This is a genomic window from Bacteroides muris (ex Afrizal et al. 2022), assembly GCF_004793475.1.
Lineage (GTDB): Bacteria > Bacteroidota > Bacteroidia > Bacteroidales > Bacteroidaceae > Bacteroides > Bacteroides muris.
Window position 1 is genome coordinate 1 of sequence record NZ_SRYZ01000025.1, and the last position, 23809, is coordinate 23809.

Below are 23809 nucleotides of genomic sequence, written 5' to 3' on the forward strand. Positions count from 1 at the left end.
ACTCGCGACCCTAACCTTGGCAAGGTTATGCTCTACCAACTGAGCTATTTCCGCAATGTATAAAAGCGTGAAGAGAAGGAGACTCGAACTCCCACGACATAATTGTCACTACCCCCTCAAAGTAGCGCGTCTACCAATTCCGCCACCTCTCCAACTTACTTTCAACAATTCAAAGAACCGACCGCCTTACCTTGGTGCCCAGAACAGGACTCGAACCTGCATGCCTCTCGACACACGCACCTGAAACGTGCGCGTCTACCAATTCCGCCACCTGGGCATAGGTAATCTGCAATACATCTAAAGAGCGGAAAACGAGACTCGAACTCGCGACCCTAACCTTGGCAAGGTTATGCTCTACCAACTGAGCTATTTCCGCGATTGCGGATGCAAAGGTAGATATTTTCCTTAAACCTGCAAACATTCCGCAGACTTTTTTTCATTCAAAAAATGCACATTTTGTTACGTATACAATTATACTTTTGATTATCAACTCATTCGCCCACGATAATCTTCGTAAGAAAATTGCTTGAAAACTTCTGATTTCCCTTCTTTTGTCCACATTGCAATGGCCGGATGGTGAATTCCATTGAACATATTCGTCTTTACAGTGGTGTAATGTATCATGTCTTCAAAGACGATTCTCTCCCCTATCTGCAGTTCATGGTCAAAACTCCACAGTCCCATATAGTCGCCGCTCAAGCAGGAGTTTCCTCCAAGGCGATAGACGTAAGGGCCCGCATCGCCCATTTCCGCTCCACGCACCGCAGGCTGGTAGGGCATCTCCAAGCAATCAGGCATATGGCACGTAAAGCTAACATTGAGGATGGCGGTACGAATGCCGCGGTTTTCCACGATATCCACTATTTCCGAGCTCAGCACACCGGTCTGCCAGGTGAAAGCAGAACCTGGTTCAAGAATGATTTGAAGATGCGGATAGCGTTCCTTAAAACCCTTCAATAGGCGGACAAGATGCTCTACATCATAATCCTTGCGCGTCATCAAATGGCCCCCTCCCAAATTCAACCACTTAATCTGTGAGAACCAGCGGGAGAATTTTCCTTCCAAATGCTCCAATGTACGTTCCAGCTCGTAGGAAGAAGACTCGCAGTGACAATGACAGTGAAAACCTTCAATACCGGCCGGAAGTTTTTCGGGAAGCTGGTCGGTCATCACACCAAAACGGGTACCAGGCGCACAAGGATTATACAGTTCCGTCTCCACCTCCGAATATTCGGGATTGATGCGGATACCGCAGGAAATGCCGCTTCCTTCCGCCGTCACCGCCGGATAAAAGCGATGGAACTGCGAAAGCGAATTGAAAGTGACATGACTGCTGCACCGCATTATCTCCGGAAATTCGGCCTCGGTATAAGCCGGCGAGTACGTATGCGCCTTGCTTCCGAACTCCTCCAATGCCAGACGGGCTTCGTAGACGGAACTTGCCGTAGAGTGATTTATATACTCCCTGAAAATAGGAAAGGAACGCCACATGGCAAATGATTTGAAAGCGAGGATTATCTCCACACCTGCACGGTCAGCCACACTTTTTATCAGTGCGAGGTTCTTCCTCAGCAATCCTTCTTCCATAATATAGCAGGGAGAAGGGAAAAGGGTAAAATCTTTATCAGTCATTCTTCTATTTATATTTTCTATCATTCACAAAGCCATTCGAACAAACGAAGGGTCTGAAAAGCCCTGCCTGAGGACTTAGCAAAACAGATACCGCTCCTTTTAGGACGCTTCTTTTTATAATGGAATTTACGCGAATCAGTAGTTGAAACGAAACCATCGGTTCGCATTACTCCACTACCCAATAACCTTGAAACGCGCGAAGCGCAGTAAAAGTTGCTTGTCCCCCGCATTCTTGAAGCGGATGGTAGCCTTGGCATTGTCTCCCTCGCCTTCCAGCTTCAGGACTTCGCCCAGACCGAAACGTTCGTGCTCAATAAGTTGTCCTCGCTGTACACGGTTGGCCGACCCACTGGCAGAAGGCGATGTATTTGCCATATTTGCAGAAGACGCCACCCGTTTCAGGTTACGTGGAACGGTCGGTGCAATAATCTGCTGCTTCGGCCGTACAGATACACGCTCTCTTCCGCCACACGGGACATCTTCCCTATCAGGCGCAAAGCCTCTGGCGTTCTCCCTGCGGAAAACGGCGGCTTCATCCTCTACCCTGCGGAACATTCCCACATCCTGAGGTAGGCGCAGGAAACGCATATCTATATCCTTCAGGAAACGGCTGGGAGTGCCGAACTCCATCTTGCCATACCGGAAACGTGTCTTTGCATACGATAGGAAACAGTGTTCTTCGGCACGTGTGATGGCTACATAGAACAGCCTCCGTTCTTCCTCCAACGCCCGGGGAGAGTCACCCGCCATGCCACTGGGGAAAAGGTTCTCCTCCATCCCCACTACAAACACATTCCTGAACTCCAATCCCTTGGCCGAATGTACAGTCATCAGCGTTATCTTCTCATCGTCGCCATCCTTATCCGAATCCTGGTCGGTAAGAAGAGAAACTTCCGAAAGGAAATCGCCCAACAACACACTCGGGTTTCCCTCCTCCTGCCGTTGGGCACAAAAATCATTCATACCGTTCACCAACTCCTCTATATTCTCCTTACGGCTCAGATTCTCGGGAGAGTTGTCCTGACACACATCATTGATGATGCCCGATTGGCGAATAATGTCGGCACCAATCTCGCAGGCATTCTTCTCCGCAGCATCTGTGATAAAGGCAGATATAAGTTCACGAAATGCCTGCAACTTTCCCATCGTACCTTTATTGAAGTTCAAGCCATATGTCAACGGTTCACAAAGCACAGTCCACAAACTGACATTGTGACCGGTGGCGGCAGCAATGATTTTTCCCACTGTCGTATCTCCTATACCCCGTGCAGGATAGTTGATAATACGCTTGAAAGCCTCTTCATCATTGGGATTCACTATCAGACGGAAGTAAGCGATGACATCTTTGATTTCCTTACGCTGATAGAACGACAAGCCTCCATAAATACGGTAAGGCATACTGCGTTTGCGCATGGCTTCCTCAAAGATACGGCTCTGCGCATTGGTACGGTAGAGTATCGCAAAATCAGAGTAGGCATAGTGCTTTTCATGCCGCAGCTCAGCTATCTTATTCACCACAATATCCCCTTCCTCCACATCGCTATATGCCTGGTACACACCGATGGCTTCTCCTTTCTCCTTTTCTGAAAACACTTCCTTACGTATCTGCCACTGGTTCTTTTCTATCAGGCTGTTGGCCGCGCGAACAATGGTCTGGGTAGAACGGTAGTTCTGCTCCAGCTTGAAGACCTTCGTATCGGGATATACTTTCGTAAAATAGAGAATATTGTCAATATCGGCACCACGGAAGGAGTAGATACTCTGTGCATCATCCCCCACCACACAGACATGTTGATGGTTCTTGGCAAGTTGCAGCACGATACTGTGCTGTGCAAAATTGGTATCTTGATACTCATCTACCAAAATGTAGCGGAACTGGTCCTGATAACGCGCCAACACCTCGGGGTAGTCCCGGAACAGCAGGAATGTGTAGAACAGCAAATCGTCGAAGTCCATTGCATCTGCCTGCCGGCAACGCTCCCAATATCTCTGGTAGATGTCGCGAAGCGCCGGAACCTTTGCTGCGCGGTCTCCCTCGTAAGCCTCCTTGTTATTGGCATAGCCTGCAGGAGAAACCAGATGATTCTTGGCGTTCGAAATACGAGCCTGCACCATCCCCGGCTTGTACACTTTCTCATCCAGCCCCATTTCCTTGATAATGGAACGTATCAGGCTTTTGCTATCCGCCGTATCATAAATGGTAAACTGCGAAGTGAAGCCGATATGCCCGGCCTCGACATGCAGAATGCGCAGGAACAAGGAGTGAAAGGTTCCCATCCACAAATGGCGTGCCCTCTCCGGCCCCACCTGACGGGCTATACGCTCCTTCATTTCGCGCGCCGCCTTGTTGGTAAAGGTCAATGCCAGAATGTTCCAAGGCTGGTAGCCATTCTCCAGCAGATAAGCAATCTTATAGGTCAGCACACGCGTCTTTCCTGAACCGGCACCGGCTATCACCAATGACGGACCATCGTTGTACAGCACCGCGTTCCGCTGTCCCTCGTTCAGTTCCTCTATATAATCGGGCATATCCGTATAATCTTAAAATGATAATATTTTTTCTTCCTTTGTTTTTACGGAGGCAAAGATAAAAAAAGCTTCGGAGACGTACGAACATTTCCACAGGTTATAGTGTTTATATAGCAAAGTTCCAAAATTTAATAATTGAAACTTATGAATACAATATTAACGATTTTAATGACAACAGTTATGACTTACGAAATGCCAAAACTTCCCTATGCCAACAATGCACTGGAACCCGTAATCAGTCAGCAAACCATAGATTACCACTATGGCAAGCATCTGCAAACCTACGTGAACAACCTCAACAATCTCGTTCCGGGAACAGAATTCGAAGGCAAGGATCTATTGACCATTGTCGCCACAGCACCGGACGGTGCCATCTTCAACAATGCAGGACAGGTGTTGAACCACACACTATACTTCTTGCAGTTTGCCCCGAAGCCTGCCCACAGCGAGCCTACCGGTAAACTGGCAGAAGCCATCAAACGCGACTTCGGCAGCTTTGAGAATTTCAAGAAGGAATTCAACGCAGCAGCTGTCGGATTGTTCGGCTCCGGATGGGCTTGGTTGTCTGCCGACAAAAACGGCAAACTCCACATCACCAAAGAAGCCAATGGTAGTAACCCAGTACGTGCCGGTCTTGTTCCGCTACTCGGATTCGATGTATGGGAACATTCATACTATCTTGACTACCAGAACCGCCGTGCCGACCACATAAACGAGTTATGGGGCATCATTGATTGGGATGCGTTAGGCAAAAGATTCAAATAAACCGACAAGGTCTCATAAAGCCATGTGAAGGGCGCCTTCTTGAATTATAAAAACTCAAGAAGGCGTTTTCTTGTTTAAAGCAGTCATCTAACATATTTTAAAGAAATTCTTTGGCTTCTACCATAAGTATTCATTAACTTTGCTAAACTTAAAAGTTTAACAATAAAAATGAAACTCATCGTAGTAACAGCACCCACATTTTTTGTGGAAGAAGACAAGATTATCACGGCACTATTCGAAGAGGGGCTGGATATTCTACATCTGAGGAAGCCGGAAACTCCCGCCATGTATTCAGAACGGCTTTTAACACTGATACCTAAAAAATATCATAAGCGCATCATTACTCATGAGCACTTCTATCTGCAGGAAGAGTTCAGCCTGATGGGAATTCATCTAAACACCCGCAACCCCAAAGAACCTCACGACTATTCAGGCCACATCAGTTGTACCTGCCATTCACTGGACGAAGTGCAAAACAAGAAGCATTTCTATGACTATCTGTTCTTAAGCCCGATATATAATTGTATCACAAAGTCCGGAGTCACGTCCGGCTTCACTGCCGAGGAATTGCGGCAAGCAGGGAAAAGTAAGATCATAGACAGTAAAGTCATGGCCTTGGGAGGCATTACTCCCGACAACATACTGGAGATTAAGAATTACGGATTCGGTGGTGCTGTTGTAATGGGTGACTTATGGAATAAATTCAATGCCTGCACCGACCGCGACTATCTGGAAGTAATCCACCACTTCAAAAAATTGAAGAAAATGGCCGATTGAGCCTTAGACTGGCAAATCAAAATTTATCGTACTCTTTGTATTCAATACTGGCAGGCAACGTGATATACCTCCCCCATAGTGTCCCACAATAGATTTGGTGATGGAAAGCCCCACCCCCGCACCTTAAATATCGTAGTTCATATTCACGAACCACATACTCTTTTTCAGATGTGTGACATGTATATACACCGGATAGAATCCATCTTTACGCTGCTTCTGCACACAAGTTCTAAATGTAGCCATATATTTTGATTTACAGTTTATCAAACTTCTAAACTTCTTTCTAAACCGGACATTGCAAAATTACAAAATATTTCTAAACCTTCCAAAGCAAAACCCTGTATAAAGTGCTTAGAATGCAGATAAAACAAATATGGGTTTACAGCACATCCTCAGCGCTATAAACCCATACAAAACATTATTTATCAATACATTACATTATCAAATATCAGCCTTCGATGGCAGCCTGCGCCGCAGCCAGACGTGCAATGGGCACACGGAACGGAGAACAGCTGACATAATTCAAACCGACCTTGTGGCAGAACTTCACAGAAGAAGGCTCACCACCATGTTCGCCGCAGATACCGCACTTCAAATCCGGACGGATAGCACGTCCCTTTTCAGTAGCCATACGCACCAACTGTCCTACACCATTCTGGTCGAGTACCTGGAACGGGTCTACTTTCAGAATCTTCTTCTCCAGATAAATCGGGAGGAAGGAAGCGATATCGTCGCGTGAATAACCAAATGTCATCTGAGTCAAGTCGTTCGTACCGAATGAGAAGAACTCGGCAGAGGAAGCTATGCGGTCGGCAGTCAAGGCGGCACGCGGAATCTCAATCATTGTACCTACTTTGAAGTCGATGCTGTCACCCACTTCTTCAAACAACTGGGCAGCCTCAGCACGAATCACTTCTTCCTGCTGCTTGAACTCATACAAGATGCCGGTCAGAGGAACCATGATTTCAGGATGGGTTTCGGCACCCTCCTTCTTCAATTCCAAAGCAGCACCCAAGATGGCACGCGTCTGCATCTGTGTAATTTCAGGATATGTATTTCCCAAACGGCAACCACGATGACCCAACATCGGATTATGCTCACAAAGCGCCTCAACACGTTGCTGGATATACTGGAGGCTTACACCCATCGTATCTGCCATTTCCTGCTGTCCCTTCAGGTCATGAGGAACAAACTCATGCAAAGGAGGGTCGAGCAGACGTACAGTCACCGGACAACCAGCCATTGCCTTGAAGATACCCTTGAAGTCAGCTTGCTGGTAAGGTAGAATCTTAGCCAAAGCCTTGCGACGTCCTTCGGCGTTTTCTGCCAGAATCATCTCGCGCATGGCTTTAATCTTCTCGCCTTCGAAGAACATGTGCTCCGTACGGCAAAGGCCGATACCCACCGCACCAAAATTGCGTGCCACTTCTGCATCGTGAGGAGTATCCGCATTGGTACGAACCTGCAGCTTCGTATATTTGTCTGCCAAATCCATCAGTTCCGCAAAGTCACCGGACAGCTCAGCCGCTTTTGTCTCCACCTTGTCTTTATATACTTCACCAGTGCTTCCGTTCAAGGAGATATAGTCACCTTCTTTCAACAGTACACCATCCACTTCCACTGTACGCGCCTTGTAGTCTATGTTCAAGGCACCGGCACCGGACACACAGCACTTACCCATACCACGAGCAACCACTGCTGCATGCGAAGTCATACCGCCGCGGGCAGTCAGGATACCTTCGGCAACTGCCATACCTGCCAAATCTTCCGGAGAAGTCTCGATACGTACCATCACCACACGCTTGCCGGCAGCATGCCATTCGGCAGCATCATCGGCAAAGAATACGATTTGTCCCGTAGCGGCACCCGGAGAAGCGGGAAGACCACGGGTCAATACCTTGGCTTGCTTCAGAGCTGTCTTGTCAAATACCGGGTGGAGCAGTTCGTCCAACTTATTGGGCTCACAACGCATCAATGCAGTCTTTTCGTCAATCATACCTTGATGGAGCAAGTCCATGGCAATCTTCACCATAGCGGCTCCGGTACGCTTACCGTTACGGGTCTGGAGGAACCAGAGTTTACCCTCTTGTACAGTGAACTCCATATCCTGCATATCACGGTAGTGATTTTCGAGCTTCGTCTGCAAAGCATCCAGTTCCTTATAAATTTCCGGCATAGCCTCCTCCATGGAAGGATATTTGCTGACACGTTCTTCTTCGCTTACACCAGCCAATTCAGCCCAACGTTGAGAACCGATTTTTGTAATCTGTTGCGGAGTACGGATACCGGCAACCACGTCTTCACCTTGTGCATTAATCAAATACTCGCCATTGAAAAGATCTTCACCGGTAGCAGCATCGCGGCTGAAGCAAACACCCGTAGCAGAGCTCTCGCCCATATTACCGAACACCATCGCCTGAACGCTTACGGCAGTACCCCATTCGTCAGGAATTCCCTCCATCTTACGATACAAAATGGCACGTTCGTTCATCCAGGAATTGAATACGGCACAAACGGCACCCCACAACTGCTCGTAGGCACAAGTCGGGAAGTCTTTTCCGGTCTGTTCTTTTACGGCAGCCTTGAACTTCTTCACGAGTTCCTTAAGGTCTTCCACCTCAAGCTCGTTGTCCAGCTTCACGCCTTTGGCATGTTTCACCTCTTCTATAATAGCTTCGAACGGGTCTACGTCTTCCTTGTTCACCGGCTTCATACCCAGCACCACATCGCCATACATCTGCACGAAACGACGGTAAGAGTCCCATGCAAAACGTGCGTTGCCTGTCTTGCGTGTCAAGCCTTCCACCACTTCGTCATTCAAGCCAAGATTCAGGATAGTGTCCATCATGCCCGGCATAGAAGCGCGTGCACCCGAACGTACGGAAACCAGCAACGGATTCTCCACATCACCGAATTTGGAACGCATCAGCGTCTCCACATGGGCAATGGCTTGTTCAACTTCATTCTTCAACAGAGCAACGACTTTCTCCTGCCCCATTTCATAATATTCCGTACAAACTTCTGTCGTTATTGTAAAGCCCGGAGGAACCGGAACCCCTATAAGGTTCATTTCTGCAAGGTTGGCACCTTTTCCACCCAAAAGGTTTCTCATATCGGCCTTTCCTTCTGCCTGGCCATTACCAAAGGTATAAACTCTTTTTTTGTCCATAATATAAATTTAAAGTTTTTGATAGTGATTTTCTCTTTTCTGTTCGCAAATCTAAGTATATTTCGCAGACTAGAAAACTTTTTCAGAAAAAACTTTATGCTAAAATGCAATTTCGACATTGCAATCTTTAATATTTCATTTCATAGAGAGAAATCCCGAAAAAAATGTCTATTTTTGCCGAAGAATTTATTAGACTGGTGTAAAAGTGGCAAGAAAAAGAAAAGAACTTCCCCTATTGGAGAAGGTGACAATTACGGATGTGGCTGCCGAAGGAAAAGCCATCGCAAAAGTCAATGATTTGGTGGTTTTCGTACCATATGTCGTCCCCGGCGATGTAGTTGACCTGCAAATTAAGAGAAAAAAGCATCATTATGCTGAAGCCGAAGCAGTGAAATTCCATGAATATTCGGCAGTACGAGCAATTCCATTCTGCCAACATTATGGTGTATGCGGCGGTTGTAAATGGCAGGTTCTCCCCTATTCCGAGCAAATCAAGTATAAGCAAAAACAAGTAACGGACAACCTCACCCGCATCGGCAAAATAGAACTGCCGGAAATTTCTCCGATACTAGGTTCAGAAAAAACTCGGTTCTACCGGAATAAGCTGGAGTACACTTTTTCCAACAAACGTTGGCTGACGACGGAAGAGGTTCAGCAGAATGTAGTGTACGAACAGATGAATGCCGTAGGCTTCCATATTCCCAATGCTTTCGACAAAGTGCTTGCCATAGAGAAGTGCTGGTTGCAGGATGATATATCCAACCGCATCCGCAATGCAGTACGCGACTATGCCTACCGGCACAACTATTCTTTCATCAACCTGCGTACGCATGAAGGAATGCTACGCAATATGATTGTGCGTACCTCTACCACCGGCGAACTGATGGTAATCCTCATCTGCAAGATAGAGAAAGAGGAGGAAATGGCTCTGTTCAAGCAAATGCTGCAATACATAGCAGATACATTCCCTGAAATCACTTCCCTGCTATACATTATTAATAATAAGTGTAACGATACCATTACCGACCTTGAGGTACACACCTTCAAGGGGAAAGACCACATCTTCGAGGAAATGGAGGGACTGCGCTTCAAGGTAGGCCCCAAATCTTTCTATCAGACCAACTCCGAGCAAGCCTACAACCTCTACAAGGTAGCGCGCAACTTTGCCGGACTGACCGGTAACGAGCTTGTTTATGACCTTTATACCGGTACGGGCACCATTGCCAATTTCGTATCCAAGCAAGCACGCCAGGTAATCGGCATAGAGTATGTGCCCGAAGCCATTGAAGACGCCAAGGTCAATGCCGAGATTAACGGAATTAAAAACACATTGTTCTTTGCCGGAGACATGAAAGACATGCTGACACAAGACTTCATCAACCAATACGGTCGTCCCGATGTCATCATCACCGACCCTCCCCGTGCCGGAATGCACCAGGATGTAGTGGATGTCATTCTGTTTGCCGAACCCAAACGCATCGTATATGTCAGTTGTAATCCGGCTACGCAGGCGCGCGATTTGCAACTGCTCGATGCGAAATATAAAGTAAAGGCCGTTCAACCGGTAGACATGTTTCCGCATACCCACCACGTGGAGAATGTAGTACTTCTCGAACTGAGAACCAATCAATAATCATCAACCGTTTAATTACTAAAAACGTGGCAAAAGAAAAAATCACAGCAAGAGCCCGCACGCAATATACGGACTACATGGTGAAGGAACCGATGGAACTCATGGAGTTTCTGGCAGCAAAAATGCCGGATGCCAGCCGCACCAAGCTGAAATCATTGCTAAGCAAACGCATCATATATGTAGACAGCGTTATCACTACACAATACAATTTCCCCCTGAAACCGGGTATGAAAGTACAAATCAGCCGCGAAAAGGGACGAAAGGAGTTCAACCATAAACTGATGAAGATTGTATACGAGGATGCCTACATTATCGTGATAGAAAAAATGCAGGGACTGCTGTCCGTCAATACCGACAGACAAAAAGAACGTACAGCCTATACCATCTTGAATGAATACGTACAACGCTCGGGCAGGCAGCACCGCGTATATATTGTGCATCGCCTAGACCGTGACACCTCCGGCTTGATGATGTTTGCCAAAGACGAGAAGACCCAACGTACACTACGCGATAACTGGCATGACATTGTAACAGACCGGCGATACGTAGCCGTAGTGGTCGGCGAGATGGAAAAAGATGCAGGAACCGTGGTTTCTTGGTTGACGGACCGTAAGCTGTATGTATACTCCAGCCCGACAGATGATGGAGGGCAAGAGTCCATTACACACTACCGTACCATCAAGCGCGCCAATGGATATTCCCTCGTTGAGTTGAATCTGGAGACCGGACGCAAGAATCAGATACGTGTACACATGCAGGATTTGGGGCATCCCATCATCGGTGACGGACGCTATGGACTGGAAGACGTAAATCCTATCGGACGCTTGGCCCTGCATGCTTTCAAACTCTGTTTCTATCATCCCGTCACGGGAGAGCTGATGCGGTTTGAAACACCTTATCCGGGAGAGTTCAAGAAATTGGTTTTGAAGAATAAATAGAAGATTTCTTATAAAAAATGTTCCCTATACAATGAGTATAGGGAACATACAAATAATCCTATTTTTTATTCCATGTATAATGTGAAATTAAAACCCGGAGAATCATCCGAAAAGAAGAATGTACCCCATAGCTGATTACCACTGACTCTGACATCATCCATATAAGAAATGCCACCATATCTGCCATAATCTAATACAAGATTTCTACTATAACTATCTTCCCACCACCATTGAAAACGGAATGAATCATAATATTCCCCATTGCGATAACGTTGAACTTCTTCTCCGAAACCATCTGCCCCGAAAGAAAATGTACTAATCACCGACATACCAAAGTCATCCAACATGCCTACATCGCCTGTCCATGAACGACCGATAATAGTAGAATCCACTACATCTTGATCGTCTTCACAAGAAGACAAGCCTATACATAGGACAGACAGTAAGAACAACTGCACCAAAAACTTCATAACCTTTATTTATTTATATAATTTGCATCTGTCAACATCACAACTTTTCCTTCTATCTTACCGGAAAGATAATGGTCACGCACCCATACATTCTCAAAGTATTTCACTTTACCATCTGCAAAAGTCAACTTCAAAGTCTCTTTGCTATCATCTGTCCAACGCCAATTAAACTCCCGATCATAAGTCACTTTACCGTCCGTAGTGTAAGTTGTGGATACTTCCTGCCCCTTGTTATCTTTCTTATAAAATCTTAGTTGATACGCACCAGTCGCAACACCATCACTTTCGTAATCTTCAACCCATGTTCTTTCACACAATTTGTCGTCACTATTCTGCATGGTATAATACACATCATCCCCGCAAGACGCCAATCCAATCGTAAATACACATAACAGCAGTATCTTCACATAATTCAAAGTCTTCATAAGTTATCGAGTTTAGTTAATACTTGCGGACAAACATACATAAAAAAACTGAAACTCTTAATACTTCTCCTGAAATTTCTTGTAGAAGACAAGGAATAAAATAAATCCCACTAGTGCAAACGGTACGCCTGCCAATGCGGGATAACGGTATCCTCCACTCAAGGCAAGACCTCCGATATAGGCTCCGACAGCATTCCCCAAATTGAAAGCCATCTGCACACAAGCGCCTCCCAACATCTCTCCTCCAGGGGCCACACGAATCATCAACACCTGCTCCGGGCTGGAGACGGCAAACAAACCTGCCGTACAGAGTGTCATCAGTATTGCCGAACACCACGGATGGGGCGAAAGTAAAAATATCAATAATAAAACCACACATATCATCCCTTGCACCACCGTACCTACCTTTCCCGGAGTGTACCGGTCGGACATGCGCCCACTGACCAGATTGCCGACAACCATTCCGAATCCTGCCAGTACCATCAGCGCTGTAATGCTTTCCGCACTAAAACCGGAAACCTCGGTCAGCAACGGGGTGATGTAGCTATACCAGCAGAATACGCCACCGTTGCCCAAAGCCGTAGCTCCCAATATGAGCCACGGCGCCGGCTTCTTCAAAAAACGGAACTGCCCTTTAAATCCCGTGTCTTTCAGACCTTCGACCTGCGGCACCCAACGCCAAATGTAATACAGTGTTATCAATCCCCAGGCACCTACCAGCAGAAACGTGGCACGCCAAGACAGTGTATGGCTCAACGAGGTCCCCAACGGCACACCAAACAGATTGGCCACAGTCATTCCCGCTATCATAATTGAAACCGCCTCCGAGCTTTTCCCCTTATCAGCCAATTTTCCCGCAACAATGGAAGCCACTCCAAAATAAGCGCCATGAGGAAGCCCGGAAACAAAGCGTCCCAACAGCAAGACCCAATAATTGGGCGCCATAGACGCACAAATATTACCCACAATCATCAATGTCATCAAAACCAGCAGAATCTGCTTCAACGGACGCTTGCGGGCCAGAAGCAGCATGGGCGCACCAAAACAGACACCCAACGCATACGCAGAGATGAAATGACCGGCCACGGGAATGCTGACTTCCAAATCAGTAGCCACATAGGGCAAAATACCCATCATTGTAAATTCGGCAATCCCCAGCCCCAATGTACCGAATGCCAATGCAATAAGACTCTTCTTCATACCTTAAAAAACAACCTATATTTTTTACCGGGCGCAAAGATAATGACATTGCATTCTCCAAATGAAGAAGGATACCGAATTATTTTCAGTATCCTTCTTCATTTTTTATCTTATATCAATTGTATACCCACCATTAAAGACTTCTCCCGGCGCCAAGTGCTGCATCCAGTCCTTATCCTTATATTCGCCCTTATAACGGGCACGGTCACAACGCCCGTACCACGGCTCGATGCAGACAAACGGGGCATTCTTGGCCGGAGGCGACCACAACCCCACCACCGGAGTGTCGAAATACAGACTCAGATAAGGTTTCTTCTCCTTATCATATAATGTAACTTCTTTCACTTGACTGTTTTCCAGAATCAGGGCATCTTCATCAAAGGAGTGTATGTCCAAAGGCAGCAGGCCGTCTGTCAACCCAAGCAAATATTCCTTATCCGGGGCGGCACAGCCTTTTTCGGAGATAAGGATATAGTGCAAACCTTCCGTCTTGTCAAAGCCGAAATATCCACGGTCTGTTGTCTCCGCATCATAGTCCGGGTAATAGAAAGCCGGATGGGCTCCTATCTGGAAGTGCATTTCACACGTTCCGGTATTGATGACTTTCCAAAGCACTTCAATCTTCTTTCCCTCTATCCGATAGCCTATCTCAAGGCAAAACGGGAAAGGATATTTCTTGTGTGTCTCCTCGTTGTCAACCAACCGATAGCGCACCTCATCTTCCTGTTCAAGCACCAATTCAAACTCCATATCGCGGGCAAAACCGTGTTGCGTCAACGCGTAGGAAACGCCTTCGTGGCGGTATTCATTCTCCCAAACACTGCCTACAATGGGAAAAAGCACCGGAGAATGCCGTTTCCAGAAAGCAGGGTCTGCCTGCCAAAGATATTCTTTTCCATCATGCAAGATACTGCATAACTCGGCCCCATGTGGGGAGACTTTAATTGTCAGTTCAGAATTAGAAAGTGTTCTCATATCATATATATCATTTTTTGAATGGATTTCTCCACTCTCATCAATTTGTTCCAAAGATACAAAATAGGACTCTTCTCACCTCAACTCCTAACAAAAAACTTCCCGACTAGCAATAAAAAACTTCCTAACTACCAATAGTAAAGTTTGCAAGTATAGAGATAAAGAATTACCTTCGCCCTTGGTTTGTCTATCCCAAGCCTTGGGATAGAAATCCCCAACCTTGGGACACGCATCCGCAACCTTGGGATAAACTTTGCAAACCCCGAAGACGAACGAACCTCATAACAACATCACCATCATGGCAGAATACAACATGCAGGAACTGAACCTGCCGGGAGAAGACGGCAAACGCATCCTCTACCCACGAATGAAACTATACGGGCAGGTGGACCTGGAAACCATCACCGAAAAGATAGCATACGCCTCATCCTTCACACGAGGCGACATCATCGGACTGATGCAAGCCGTCACCGACGAAATAGCCTACCAGATGGGACAAGGCTACTCCGTGAAGATTGACAACTTAGGAGTATTCACCCCCGCCCTCGGCCTGCGCCAAGACCGCGAACGGGAGACGGGCGAAGAAGGAGACACCAAGCGAAACGCCGTCAGCATCTGCCTGAAGGACATTCACTTCAAGGCGGACAAAGAACTACTGTACCGTACAGCCCGCCAGTGCCATCTGAAACGTTCCGCCGACAAATTCCAACGCTCCTCACAGATGTTCTCTCCACAGGAACGGCTGGAACGGGCCAAAAAGTACCTGGAGAAGAACAGCTTCATGACCCAAGCCGACTATTGCCGATTGACCGGCTTATTGAAGTCCGCCGCTTCCCGCGAGTTGCGCGAATGGATAGCCAATCCCGAATCGGGCATCGACTATAAAGGAAGGGGGACGCACAAGATTTATATTCTAAGAAAACAGTAACCCACACCCATTGAAACCATAAAAACAATGAAGATACTACATACCAGCGACTGGCACCTGGGACACACCCTCTACAACTACGACCGCACCGCCGAGCAGCAGGCTTTCCTACGGCAACTCGCCTGCATAGTGGCCGAAGAGCAGCCCGACGCCATGGTGGTGAGCGGAGACATCTACCACTACTCCGCTCCTGCCGCCGCCACGCAGAAGATGTACACCGACGCCATGTTGGACATTCACCAAGCCTGCCCCGGAATGACCATCGTAGTCACTGCCGGAAACCACGACAGCAGCTCGAAATTGGAGATAGACAGCAGCCTATGGCAACACTTCGGCCTGAACGTCGTGGGGAACATCGAACGTACGGCCGAGGAAGTGAATCTGGACAAGCACATCATCGAGGTAAAAAATGAAAAAGGGACAATAGGCTACGTCATTGCCGTGCCCCACGTCTATCCGCAAAACTTCCCCTTGCTGGACTCTGAAACACCGCGCGACCAACGGCAGGCACGCTTCTTCCAGGCGTTGCTGGACGAAGTGAAAAAACGGAATACGGCACAGCTGCCCGTCGTCCTCATGGCTCATCTCTCCATCGAAGGCAGCGACCGCAGCGGACACGATGAGAGTATTGGCGGAATAGAGTATGTTCCCCTCAGCGCTATGGGAGAAGGGTACGACTACCTGGCACTCGGACACATCCATTGCCCTCAGGACATCAAAGGCAGTCATCACCACGCACGCTATTGCGGTACCCCCCTCCCCGTCAGCTTCGACGAAACCTATCCTCACTCCGTCTCCATCGTCAAGTTGGAGAAAGGTGTAGAACCACAAATCAGTACAAGGGAAATTGAAAATACAATTCCCCTCGTCACGCTTCCCCATGACCCGACGCCTTTCGAAGACGCCTTGAAATTACTGGAAGAATACCCGGAAGAGAGACCTGCATACCTCCGTCTGAATGTGCTGACAAACGGCTACCTGCCACCCGACTGCAACGAAAAAGCCTCGAACGCCACCAAAGGCAAGACATGCAAATACTGCTACATCAAGACCACCCGAGAGCGGCAGGCTGACACTGACGAGAGCAAGCATATCTCCATCCAGGAAATGCAGGAAATGTCTCCTCTGGAAATTGCCAGACTCTACTACCGCGAAACCGAAGGAGAAGAGATGGATGCGGAGCTTTGCCTGTTGATGGAAACTGCCGTGCAAAAAGTAAAAAGCAAGAACAACCCATAATCATCCGTCCGGAACATGAAACTCCAGAAACTCACCATAAAGAACCTTGCCTCCATAGAAGATGCCGTCATCGACTTCGAGAACGGACCGCTAAGTGAAGAATCCCTCTTCCTTATCTGCGGAGAGACGGGGGCAGGCAAGACAACCATTCTCGACGCCATCTGCCTGGCACTCTACAATGACACGCCCCGCATGGACCATGCCGAGAACGAAAAATACAAGGACCTGAACCAGACTTTCTCTGCCAAAAAGGAAGACATTGCCATCAACGACAGCCGGCAACTGATGCGCCGTAACACCAGTGAAGCATGGACGGAGCTGGAGTTTACCGGCTCGAACGAAACGCCCTACACCGCCCGATGGTACGTGGCACGGGCGCACCGCAAGATTTCAGGAACCGTGCAGGATGTGCGCTGGACATTGGAAAACAGAAAGACCGGCATACAACTCAACAAAAAAAATGAGATAAAAGCGGAAATACAAGCTGCAGTGGGGTTGACCTTCGAACAATTCTGCCGCACCACCATGCTGGCGCAAGGCGACTTCACCAAGTTCCTGCAAAGCAAGGAAGGCGAAAAATCGGATATTCTGGAAAAGCTGACCGGCACAAGTATCTACTCCGAAATAGGTGCCGAAATATATGCCTCCACCAAGCAAAGACGGACGGAATACGAAAACCAGAACCGGAAGTTGGAAGGCATCCACATCCTGGCAGAAGAAGAAGTCGCCGCAATCAATGAAGCCATAGCCACGCAAAATGCCGGAGTCAAGGAAGCCAATGAGCAGAAGACCATCGCCCTCGCTAGACGGGACTGGCTGAAGAAATACGCAGAACTCCTCCTCGCCCGTGAACAGCAAAAGAAAATGTGGGAAGGGAAGCAAGCGCAACTGCAATCGAACGAATTCAAACAGAAAGAACTGCTGATTAAGGAATGGAATGCCACCGCCGACGCCCGCAACTGGCTCTCTACCTTGAAACAGCAGCAACAGCAACAACAACAGAACCATGCACAAGCCGGGATACTGAAAGCATCCTTCGCCCGGCTGGACAGAGGGAGCAAGTGGCTGTACAGTTTCCTGAAGGAGCAAGAAGACAAACTGCATCGTGCCGAGAAGTACTTGCAAGAGCACTCGCCCTTACTGCCCATGTTCGAGCAAAGCCAGTCCATCATTACCGGCCTAAAATCCGCACTCGATGCCCAAACGCGCATCGGCACCTACAACGCGCAGCTTGAAAGACTTGCTGCGCAACAACCCGTGAAGGTTAAAGAGCGCACCGACAAGGAAGCCGCCCTCACCCGGAAAGAACAAGAGAACCATGCACTGCAAAACGAAATAAACCTACGGAACAAGCAGCTTGAAACCATGGACCGCCCTGCCCTGCAAGACAAGAAAAACAAACTCGACGCCGGACGGGAGAACCTGCTACAAGCCTTGAATGCCTTGTCTCTGCTGGCCGAAACGGAAAGGACACTGAACGAGGCGAAGGAAAACGAAAAGACGTTGAACGCCAAAGTGGAGGCGTGCCAAAAGCAATACGTCCTCCTGCAAACGGCATTCGACAGCAGGAAAACAAGTTATGATGACATCCGCACCCTGTACGACAAGCAAAAGGAAGCCATAGAAGAGTGGGCAAAGGAAGCACGCTCCCGGCTTGCCGTCGGGGATACTTGCCCCGTGTGCGGACAAGAAATAAAATCGCTCTGCAAAGATGAAGATTTCCAGTCTGTCCTTGCTCCCATACGCACATCCCTGGAAACAAGAGAGAAAGAATACAAGGAAGCCGAGCAGGCATTGAACAACAACCGGACAGAATCCAAAACCTACGGAACACTGGCAGAGAATGCCCGTCAGTCTACAGCAAGAGCACTCCGGAGCTACAACCTTGCCCACGCTGACGCACAAGCCCAATGCGCCCGATGCAACGGCATCGGCCTCTCCGACACCATCGGCGAAACTCTGAAGAAGCTATTGGAAAAGAACAAGCTGGAATCGGAAAAGCTGAACGAAAAGCTCGCAGAAGTTCAAAGGCTCAGCACACAAATCACAACTCTGCAACGACAAAAGGACGAATGCCAGAAAAGCGTGGACGCTGCACGCCAAGCCTTCAACTCTGCCGACAGAAGGCTGAATGAGCTGAAAAACAGCATCGTCAATTACGAGTCGCTCACCGCCAACGAAAAGGAGAACATACGTGCCACCATGGACCGCATCACTCCCCACATCCTCTGGGAGGGATGGAACACGGAATGGGAAAACTCCCCCCTCTCCTTTATTGACCGCCTGACGCAAGCTACGCGCAACTACCGGCTGGCACAGGAAAAACAAAGAGAACTGAAGTCCGCCATTGCCCTTATCCATAAAGAGCTGGAAGGGATAAACATAAACAGGAAAAGCATTGATACCGCATTCCCCGACTGGCGAAACGCACCTGCAGCAACACAGGAAACGGAAATCAAAAATCTGGGGATAGCCTGGAATAATCTGAATGCACAAGCAAGCGGACTGAAACAAAGCATATCCTCCACCGCAGACCAAATGGCAAGGCTGCAAAAGGATTTAACCGGGTTCTATGCCGTCAACCCCACCCTCGACGAGGAGCGTATCACAGTCCTATCCGCTTGGTCCGGCCCACGGATAGAAGCATTGCGTGCCTCATTGCAGACCCTTAAAGAGGAAGAAGTAGCTGCATCAACCGCCTTTCATCTGACCACCGGACAAGTGGAAGAGCACATCAGCCGGAAGCCCGAAATAGAAGAAAATGAAAACCTCGAAACCCTGGATGCACTCATCGCGAATCTCGAAGAAAAGATAACCGTCGGCAACCAGTCCATCGGCCAGCAGAAGTTACGTCTGGAAGAAAACATGCGCAACATCGACCGGATAAAGGAAGAGAAGGAACATGCTGACCGGCTACGCGAAGAGTATCTGAAGTGGGACCGCCTCTGCCGCCATTTCGGTGACGAACGGGGAAAAAACTTCCGCAACATAGCCCAGAGCTTCGTCCTGAAAGAGCTGCTGGCAGGTGCCAATTTCTATCTGCAACACTTGACCGACCGCTACGAACTGGAATGCCAGGCCGGCTCGCTCACCATCCTGCTGCGCGACTTCCATCAAGGAGGCTCGGCACGTCCGGCATGCACCTTGTCGGGCGGTGAAAGCTTCCTGGTATCTCTGTCGCTTGCCCTCGGACTTTCTTCCCTCAGCCGCCAGAGCCTCTCGGTAGACACTCTGTTCATAGACGAAGGCTTCGGCACACTGAGCAGCGACTACCTGAACACCGTCATGGATACATTGGAAAAACTACACCAGATGGGTGGCAAGAAGGTAGGCATCATCAGCCACGTGGAAGGACTGAAAGAACGCATAAAGACCCAGATACAGGTACGGAGAATAGACAGTTCAAGAAGCGAAATAGAAGTGATGAATACCCTCTAAGCCGGTATCGGGATAAAGAAAACAAATGTTTTTCGGCTCTCGATAGTACAAGCACCTGCATTATTGTGTATTTTTGCACATTCATAAAAAAGAAAAGACAATGAAAAAGTTCATGAAAGGAGTCCGGTTTACTCCTAAAAACTATTCCGACGAAGTAGAAGCCAAAATTCAACATTATAAGAAAGAAGGATATAAACTGCCGATGCGAAGCGCACTCCGTACCGAGGAGCAGTTGGCCGGTATCCGTGCAAGTGCCAAAATCAACACTGCCCTGCTGGATTATCTCTCCGAGAACATTCGCGAAGGCATGTCCACAGCCGAAATTGACCATATGGTGTATTGCTTCACCACAGACCACGACGCCATCCCCGCCCCCTTCATGTACGAAGGCTTCCCCAAAAGTGTGTGTACCAGCATCAACGATGTAGTGTGCCACGGCATTCCCAGCACCAGGGAATTCCTGAAAAGCGGTGACATTGTAAATGTCGATGTATCCACCATCTACAAAGGTTACTTTGCCGACGCATCACGCATGTTCATGATTGGCGAAGTCAGCCCCGACATGCAGAAGCTGGTACAGGTCACCAAAGAATGCCGTGACATAGGCATACAAACCGCACAGCCTTGGGCACGCCTCGGTGATGTAGGTGCCGCCATCCAGGAACATGCGGAAAAGAACGGATATAGCGTGGTACGCGACCTTTGCGGACACGGCTGTGGCGTCAAGTTCCACGAAGAACCGGATGTGGAACACTTCGGCAAACGTGGAACGGGCATGCTGATAGTACCCGGCATGACGTTCACCATCGAACCGATGATTAACATGGGAAGCTACGAAGTCTTTATCGACGAAGCCGACGGATGGACTGTCTGTACAGACGACGGACTACCTTCTGCCCAATGGGAAAGCCAAATCCTGATTACCGAAGACGGAAACGAAATATTGACACAATAAGGCGGACACTTCAAAACATCTATGGAGATATTATTACTGATTATAGGGACAATCATCGGAACCGTAGTCGGCTATCTGGCGGCAGACCGCAAGTCTGCCGCACTGAGGGCGGAAATCAGCGGGACAAAGAAGGAAATAGAATTATTGAAGCTGCAGAAGGAAGAAGCCGAAGCATTGCACAAACGCATGAACATCGAGTTCGAGAATCTCTCCAACCGTATCTTCCAGAGCAAAGCCGAAGACTTTACCAAGCTGAATGCCGAACACCTGGGCAATCTGCTCCGTCCGCTGGGTGATAATCTGAAGGACTTCCGCCAGAAGGTGGAACAAGTATACAGTGCCGAAGCCAAAGAACGTTTCTCGCTGGGAGAACGCATCAAGGAACTGGTGGAACTGAACAATCGCCTCAGCGAAGATGCCAACAACCTGACCCGTGCCTTGAAAGGAGATTCGAAGATGCAAGGCAACTGGGGTGAAATGATTTTGGAACGTCTGTTGCAAGCCTCCGGACTGATTGAAGGAGAACACTACTTCCGTCAGGAGTTTCTAAAAGACGAACGAGGCGAAGCCATCATCAATGAAGAAAGCGGACAAAAGATGCAGCCCGACATCATTGTAAAGTACCCCGATGAACGGGAAATGATTATCGACTCCAAAGTGTCGCTGACAGCATATGCCGCCTATACCTCTGCCGAAAGCAAGGAGGAGCAGGCACACTTCCTGAAAGCACACCTGCAATCTGTCCGCTCCCACATCGACGAGCTCAGCCATAAAGACTACTCGCATTATGACGCTCAATCACCGGATTTCGTTATGATGTTCATCCCCACCGAAGGTGCCTACCTCCTCGCCATCCAAAGCGATGCCCACCTCTGGGAATATGCCTACAACAAAAAGGTGGTACTAATGAGCCCCACCAACCTGATTAGCGCCCTGCGCCTCTCGCTCGACCTTTGGAAGAAAGAGAACCAGGTAAAGAATGTGCAGGCTATCATCAAGCGCGGCACCATCTTATATGAAAAAATTGCAGGCTTTACCGACACCTTCCTCGGTATCGGCGACCGGCTGACCAGCCTGCAAAGGGATTACGACAAAGCCTTCAACCAGCTTTCGGACGGTAATGGCAGCGTAGTGCGCCAAGCCGAAATGCTGAAAGGCATGAGCCTCACTCCTAAGAAACGCATTTCTCCAAGATTGCTGCCCAAAGACACCCTTCAAGAAGAAACAGAAGAGGACAACAACAACACTCAATAAAAAAACATCCAACATGGAAACTCTGAAGGACTGCATTCTCCTTCATCAATATCAAGGAATAAAGAAAAAGCGACGAAAAATCCACTCCACTTTCTTTCATTAGAGAGGAAATGACCCGAATAAAAAAACTCCGGCAAAACCATGAAGGCCATGCCGGAGTCTTTTTATTATCTCAAAACGGACAAGGAAGATTATCCGCCAAAGTTATCGAACATCAGGTTCTGAGCCGGAACACCGAGGTCGTCAAGCATCTTCTCAACAGCTTTCGACATAGGACCGGGACCACACATGTAGTATTCGATGTCTTCGGGAGCTTCGTGGTCTTTCAAGTAAGTCTCGTAAATTACGTTGTGTACGAAGCCCGGAGTATACTTCACGCCCGCTGCATCGGCGGCAGGGTCGGGACGGTCTAATGCAAGATGGAACTTGAAGTTTGGGAAATCCTTTTCTATCTGCAGGAAGTCTTCCAGATAGAACACTTCGTTCAACGCACGCGCACCGTAGAAGTAGTTCATCACGCGGTCTGTAGTGCGCAGTGTTTTCGTCATGTGCATAATCTGTGCACGCAACGGAGCCATACCGGCACCACCGCCGACCCACATCATCTCCCTCTTGGAATCGAATATCGGATGGAAGTCTCCGTAAGGACCACTCATGATTACCTTATCACCCGGTTTCAAAGTAAAGATATAAGAAGAAGCAATACCCGGCATTACATCCATGAAGCCCGGACCCTGATCTTTCGGCTTGAACGGAGGCGTAGCGATACGTACCGTCAACATGATGCGGTCGCCCTCGGCAGGATAATTGGCCATAGAATAGGCACGGATGGTTTCTTCGTCATTGCGGCACTTCAAGCCCAACAGACCGAATTTCTCCCATGCAGGCAAGTATTCCTTACCGATAAGTTCCTTGTCGATATCCTTATCATAATCCATCGAATATTTAGGAATCTTAATCTGCGCGTATGAACCCGGAACAAAATCCATGTGCTCGCCTTTGGGCAATGCAACGATAAACTCTTTGATGAACGTAGCCACATTCTTGTTGGAGATAACCTCGCACTCCCATTCTTTCACGCCCAGCACGCTTTCGGGAACCTTGATGGCCATATCACCCTTCACCTTCACCTGGCAACCCAGACGCCAGTGGTCTTGTATTTGCTTACGGCTGAAGTGCGGAGTCTCAGAAGGCAGGATTTCGCCTCCACCTTCCACCACCTGGCATTTGCACTGTCCGCAGGAACCTTTACCACCACAAGCGGAGGAAAGGAACACACCATTTACAGACAGCGTATTCAGCAATGTAGAACCGGAAGCTACGTCCAGTTCCTTCTCGCCATTGATAGTCAGTTTCACATTACCTGAAGGCACCAGGAAATTCTTGGCAACCAGCAGGATAACAACAAGCAGGAGGACAACCACGAGGAATACTCCAATGCTTGCTAATATCATATTCATATCCATTGTTCTATTCCTTTCT

At 48.3% G+C, this 23809-nt stretch carries 17 protein-coding genes, 3 tRNA genes and 1 pseudogene; 9 read left to right on the forward strand and 12 right to left on the reverse strand.

Annotated elements, in window-relative coordinates:
* Positions 1 to 68: 68 nt before the first annotated feature.
* The 5 genes from E5355_RS11475 to E5355_RS11500 all read right to left on the reverse strand — a co-directional run bounded on the left by E5355_RS11475 (position 69) and on the right by E5355_RS11500 (position 4161).
* Positions 69 to 152: transfer RNA gene (locus tag E5355_RS11475), tRNA-Leu, on the reverse strand.
* 40 nt (positions 153 to 192) lie between these two features.
* Positions 193 to 277: transfer RNA gene (locus tag E5355_RS11480), tRNA-Leu, on the reverse strand.
* Positions 278 to 303: 26 nt separating this feature from the next.
* Positions 304 to 376 (reverse strand) — tRNA-Gly (locus E5355_RS11485).
* 110 nt (positions 377 to 486) lie between these two features.
* Positions 487 to 1632, reverse strand: a complete 1146-nt coding sequence (nspC, locus tag E5355_RS11495) for a carboxynorspermidine decarboxylase (protein WP_136010500.1) — start codon at positions 1630 to 1632, stop codon at positions 487 to 489.
* A gap of 174 nt (positions 1633 to 1806) precedes the next feature.
* Positions 1807 to 4161 carry an ATP-dependent helicase gene (locus E5355_RS11500; RefSeq protein WP_136010501.1) on the reverse strand — a complete coding sequence of 785 codons (2355 nt, stop codon included), beginning with the start codon at positions 4159 to 4161 and terminating at the stop codon, positions 1807 to 1809.
* Between the two features lie 144 nt (positions 4162 to 4305).
* On the opposite strand from E5355_RS11500, the gene E5355_RS11505 reads away from it, so the two are divergent.
* Together E5355_RS11505 and E5355_RS11510 are read left to right on the forward strand one after the other, a co-directional pair.
* The gene (locus E5355_RS11505) at positions 4306 to 4926 is read left to right on the forward strand and encodes a superoxide dismutase (RefSeq protein WP_051146993.1); all 621 of its coding nucleotides are present in this window, start codon (positions 4306 to 4308) and stop codon (positions 4924 to 4926) included.
* Between the two features lie 168 nt (positions 4927 to 5094).
* On the forward strand, positions 5095 to 5703 hold the full coding sequence (locus E5355_RS11510) for a thiamine phosphate synthase (RefSeq protein WP_016272668.1): 609 nt from the start codon (positions 5095 to 5097) through the stop codon (positions 5701 to 5703).
* A 16-nt stretch (positions 5704 to 5719) separates the two neighbouring features.
* Here E5355_RS11510 and E5355_RS20365 read toward each other — a convergent pair.
* Positions 5720 to 5853: pseudogene (locus tag E5355_RS20365) on the reverse strand (sensor histidine kinase); the annotation flags it as partial.
* Between the two features lie 298 nt (positions 5854 to 6151).
* Positions 6152 to 8872 (reverse strand): pyruvate, phosphate dikinase, encoded by a 2721-nt coding sequence (ppdK, locus tag E5355_RS11520; protein ID WP_016272670.1) that lies wholly within the window; start codon positions 8870 to 8872, stop codon positions 6152 to 6154.
* 205 nt (positions 8873 to 9077) lie between these two features.
* Between ppdK and rlmD the strand changes: the two genes are divergently transcribed.
* Both rlmD and E5355_RS11535 read left to right on the forward strand, forming a co-directional pair.
* Positions 9078 to 10505 (forward strand): 23S rRNA (uracil(1939)-C(5))-methyltransferase RlmD, encoded by a 1428-nt coding sequence (gene rlmD / locus E5355_RS11530; RefSeq protein WP_136010502.1) that lies wholly within the window; start codon positions 9078 to 9080, stop codon positions 10503 to 10505.
* A gap of 26 nt (positions 10506 to 10531) precedes the next feature.
* Positions 10532 to 11443 carry an RluA family pseudouridine synthase gene (locus E5355_RS11535; RefSeq protein ID WP_016272673.1) on the forward strand — a complete coding sequence of 304 codons (912 nt, stop codon included), beginning with the start codon at positions 10532 to 10534 and terminating at the stop codon, positions 11441 to 11443.
* 65 nt (positions 11444 to 11508) lie between these two features.
* Here the strand turns inward: E5355_RS11535 and E5355_RS11540 are convergent, their stop codons facing one another.
* The 4 genes from E5355_RS11540 to E5355_RS11555 form a co-directional block, all read right to left on the reverse strand.
* On the reverse strand, positions 11509 to 11913 hold the full coding sequence (locus E5355_RS11540; protein WP_117878188.1) for a hypothetical protein: 405 nt from the start codon (positions 11911 to 11913) through the stop codon (positions 11509 to 11511).
* A 5-nt stretch (positions 11914 to 11918) separates the two neighbouring features.
* Entirely contained in the window at positions 11919 to 12338 is a 420-nt protein-coding gene (locus E5355_RS11545) for a hypothetical protein (protein ID WP_136010503.1), read from the reverse strand.
* A gap of 57 nt (positions 12339 to 12395) precedes the next feature.
* On the reverse strand, positions 12396 to 13538 hold the full coding sequence (araJ, locus tag E5355_RS11550; RefSeq protein ID WP_136010504.1) for an MFS transporter AraJ: 1143 nt from the start codon (positions 13536 to 13538) through the stop codon (positions 12396 to 12398).
* Between the two features lie 105 nt (positions 13539 to 13643).
* Positions 13644 to 14513, reverse strand: a complete 870-nt coding sequence (locus tag E5355_RS11555; protein WP_136010505.1) for an aldose 1-epimerase family protein — start codon at positions 14511 to 14513, stop codon at positions 13644 to 13646.
* 298 nt (positions 14514 to 14811) lie between these two features.
* On the opposite strand from E5355_RS11555, the gene E5355_RS11565 reads away from it, so the two are divergent.
* The 5 genes from E5355_RS11565 to E5355_RS11585 all read left to right on the forward strand — a co-directional run bounded on the left by E5355_RS11565 (position 14812) and on the right by E5355_RS11585 (position 22327).
* Positions 14812 to 15441, forward strand: coding sequence for an HU family DNA-binding protein (locus tag E5355_RS11565; RefSeq protein ID WP_136010506.1), 630 nt, complete (start codon positions 14812 to 14814; stop codon positions 15439 to 15441).
* A gap of 27 nt (positions 15442 to 15468) precedes the next feature.
* A complete protein-coding gene (locus E5355_RS11570; protein WP_136010507.1) occupies positions 15469 to 16680 on the forward strand; it encodes an exonuclease SbcCD subunit D in 1212 nt (403 codons plus the stop codon).
* A gap of 15 nt (positions 16681 to 16695) precedes the next feature.
* Positions 16696 to 20118, forward strand: a complete 3423-nt coding sequence (locus tag E5355_RS11575) for an AAA family ATPase (protein WP_136010508.1) — start codon at positions 16696 to 16698, stop codon at positions 20116 to 20118.
* Positions 20119 to 20218: 100 nt separating this feature from the next.
* Positions 20219 to 21073 carry a type I methionyl aminopeptidase gene (map, locus tag E5355_RS11580; RefSeq protein WP_136010509.1) on the forward strand — a complete coding sequence of 285 codons (855 nt, stop codon included), beginning with the start codon at positions 20219 to 20221 and terminating at the stop codon, positions 21071 to 21073.
* 21 nt (positions 21074 to 21094) lie between these two features.
* The gene (locus tag E5355_RS11585; protein WP_136010510.1) at positions 21095 to 22327 is read left to right on the forward strand and encodes a DNA recombination protein RmuC; all 1233 of its coding nucleotides are present in this window, start codon (positions 21095 to 21097) and stop codon (positions 22325 to 22327) included.
* A gap of 191 nt (positions 22328 to 22518) precedes the next feature.
* Here the strand turns inward: E5355_RS11585 and nqrF are convergent, their stop codons facing one another.
* Entirely contained in the window at positions 22519 to 23793 is a 1275-nt protein-coding gene (nqrF, locus tag E5355_RS11590) for an NADH:ubiquinone reductase (Na(+)-transporting) subunit F (RefSeq protein ID WP_136010511.1), read from the reverse strand.
* Positions 23794 to 23809: the final 16 nt, after the last annotated feature.

Excerpts from the sequence above, each read along its gene's own strand:
- ppdK (WP_016272670.1), bottom strand. The coding sequence starts at position 8,872 with ATGGACAAAAAAAGAGTTTATACCTTTGGTAATGGCCAGGCAGAAGGA.
- E5355_RS11510 (WP_016272668.1), top strand. The coding sequence starts at position 5,095 with ATGAAACTCATCGTAGTAACAGCACCCACATTTTTTGTGGAAGAAGAC.
- araJ (WP_136010504.1), bottom strand. The coding sequence starts at position 13,538 with ATGAAGAAGAGTCTTATTGCATTGGCATTCGGTACATTGGGGCTGGGG.
- map (WP_136010509.1), top strand. The coding sequence starts at position 20,219 with ATGAAAAAGTTCATGAAAGGAGTCCGGTTTACTCCTAAAAACTATTCC.
- E5355_RS11505 (WP_051146993.1), top strand. The coding sequence starts at position 4,306 with ATGAATACAATATTAACGATTTTAATGACAACAGTTATGACTTACGAA.
- E5355_RS11570 (WP_136010507.1), top strand. The coding sequence starts at position 15,469 with ATGAAGATACTACATACCAGCGACTGGCACCTGGGACACACCCTCTAC.
- E5355_RS11555 (WP_136010505.1), bottom strand. The coding sequence starts at position 14,513 with ATGAGAACACTTTCTAATTCTGAACTGACAATTAAAGTCTCCCCACAT.
- E5355_RS11500 (WP_136010501.1), bottom strand. The coding sequence starts at position 4,161 with ATGCCCGATTATATAGAGGAACTGAACGAGGGACAGCGGAACGCGGTG.
- nspC (WP_136010500.1), bottom strand. The coding sequence starts at position 1,632 with ATGACTGATAAAGATTTTACCCTTTTCCCTTCTCCCTGCTATATTATG.
- nqrF (WP_136010511.1), bottom strand. The coding sequence starts at position 23,793 with ATGGATATGAATATGATATTAGCAAGCATTGGAGTATTCCTCGTGGTT.
- E5355_RS11565 (WP_136010506.1), top strand. The coding sequence starts at position 14,812 with ATGGCAGAATACAACATGCAGGAACTGAACCTGCCGGGAGAAGACGGC.
- E5355_RS11540 (WP_117878188.1), bottom strand. The coding sequence starts at position 11,913 with ATGAAGTTTTTGGTGCAGTTGTTCTTACTGTCTGTCCTATGTATAGGC.
- E5355_RS11545 (WP_136010503.1), bottom strand. The coding sequence starts at position 12,338 with ATGAAGACTTTGAATTATGTGAAGATACTGCTGTTATGTGTATTTACG.
- E5355_RS11575 (WP_136010508.1), top strand. The coding sequence starts at position 16,696 with ATGAAACTCCAGAAACTCACCATAAAGAACCTTGCCTCCATAGAAGAT.
- E5355_RS11585 (WP_136010510.1), top strand. The coding sequence starts at position 21,095 with ATGGAGATATTATTACTGATTATAGGGACAATCATCGGAACCGTAGTC.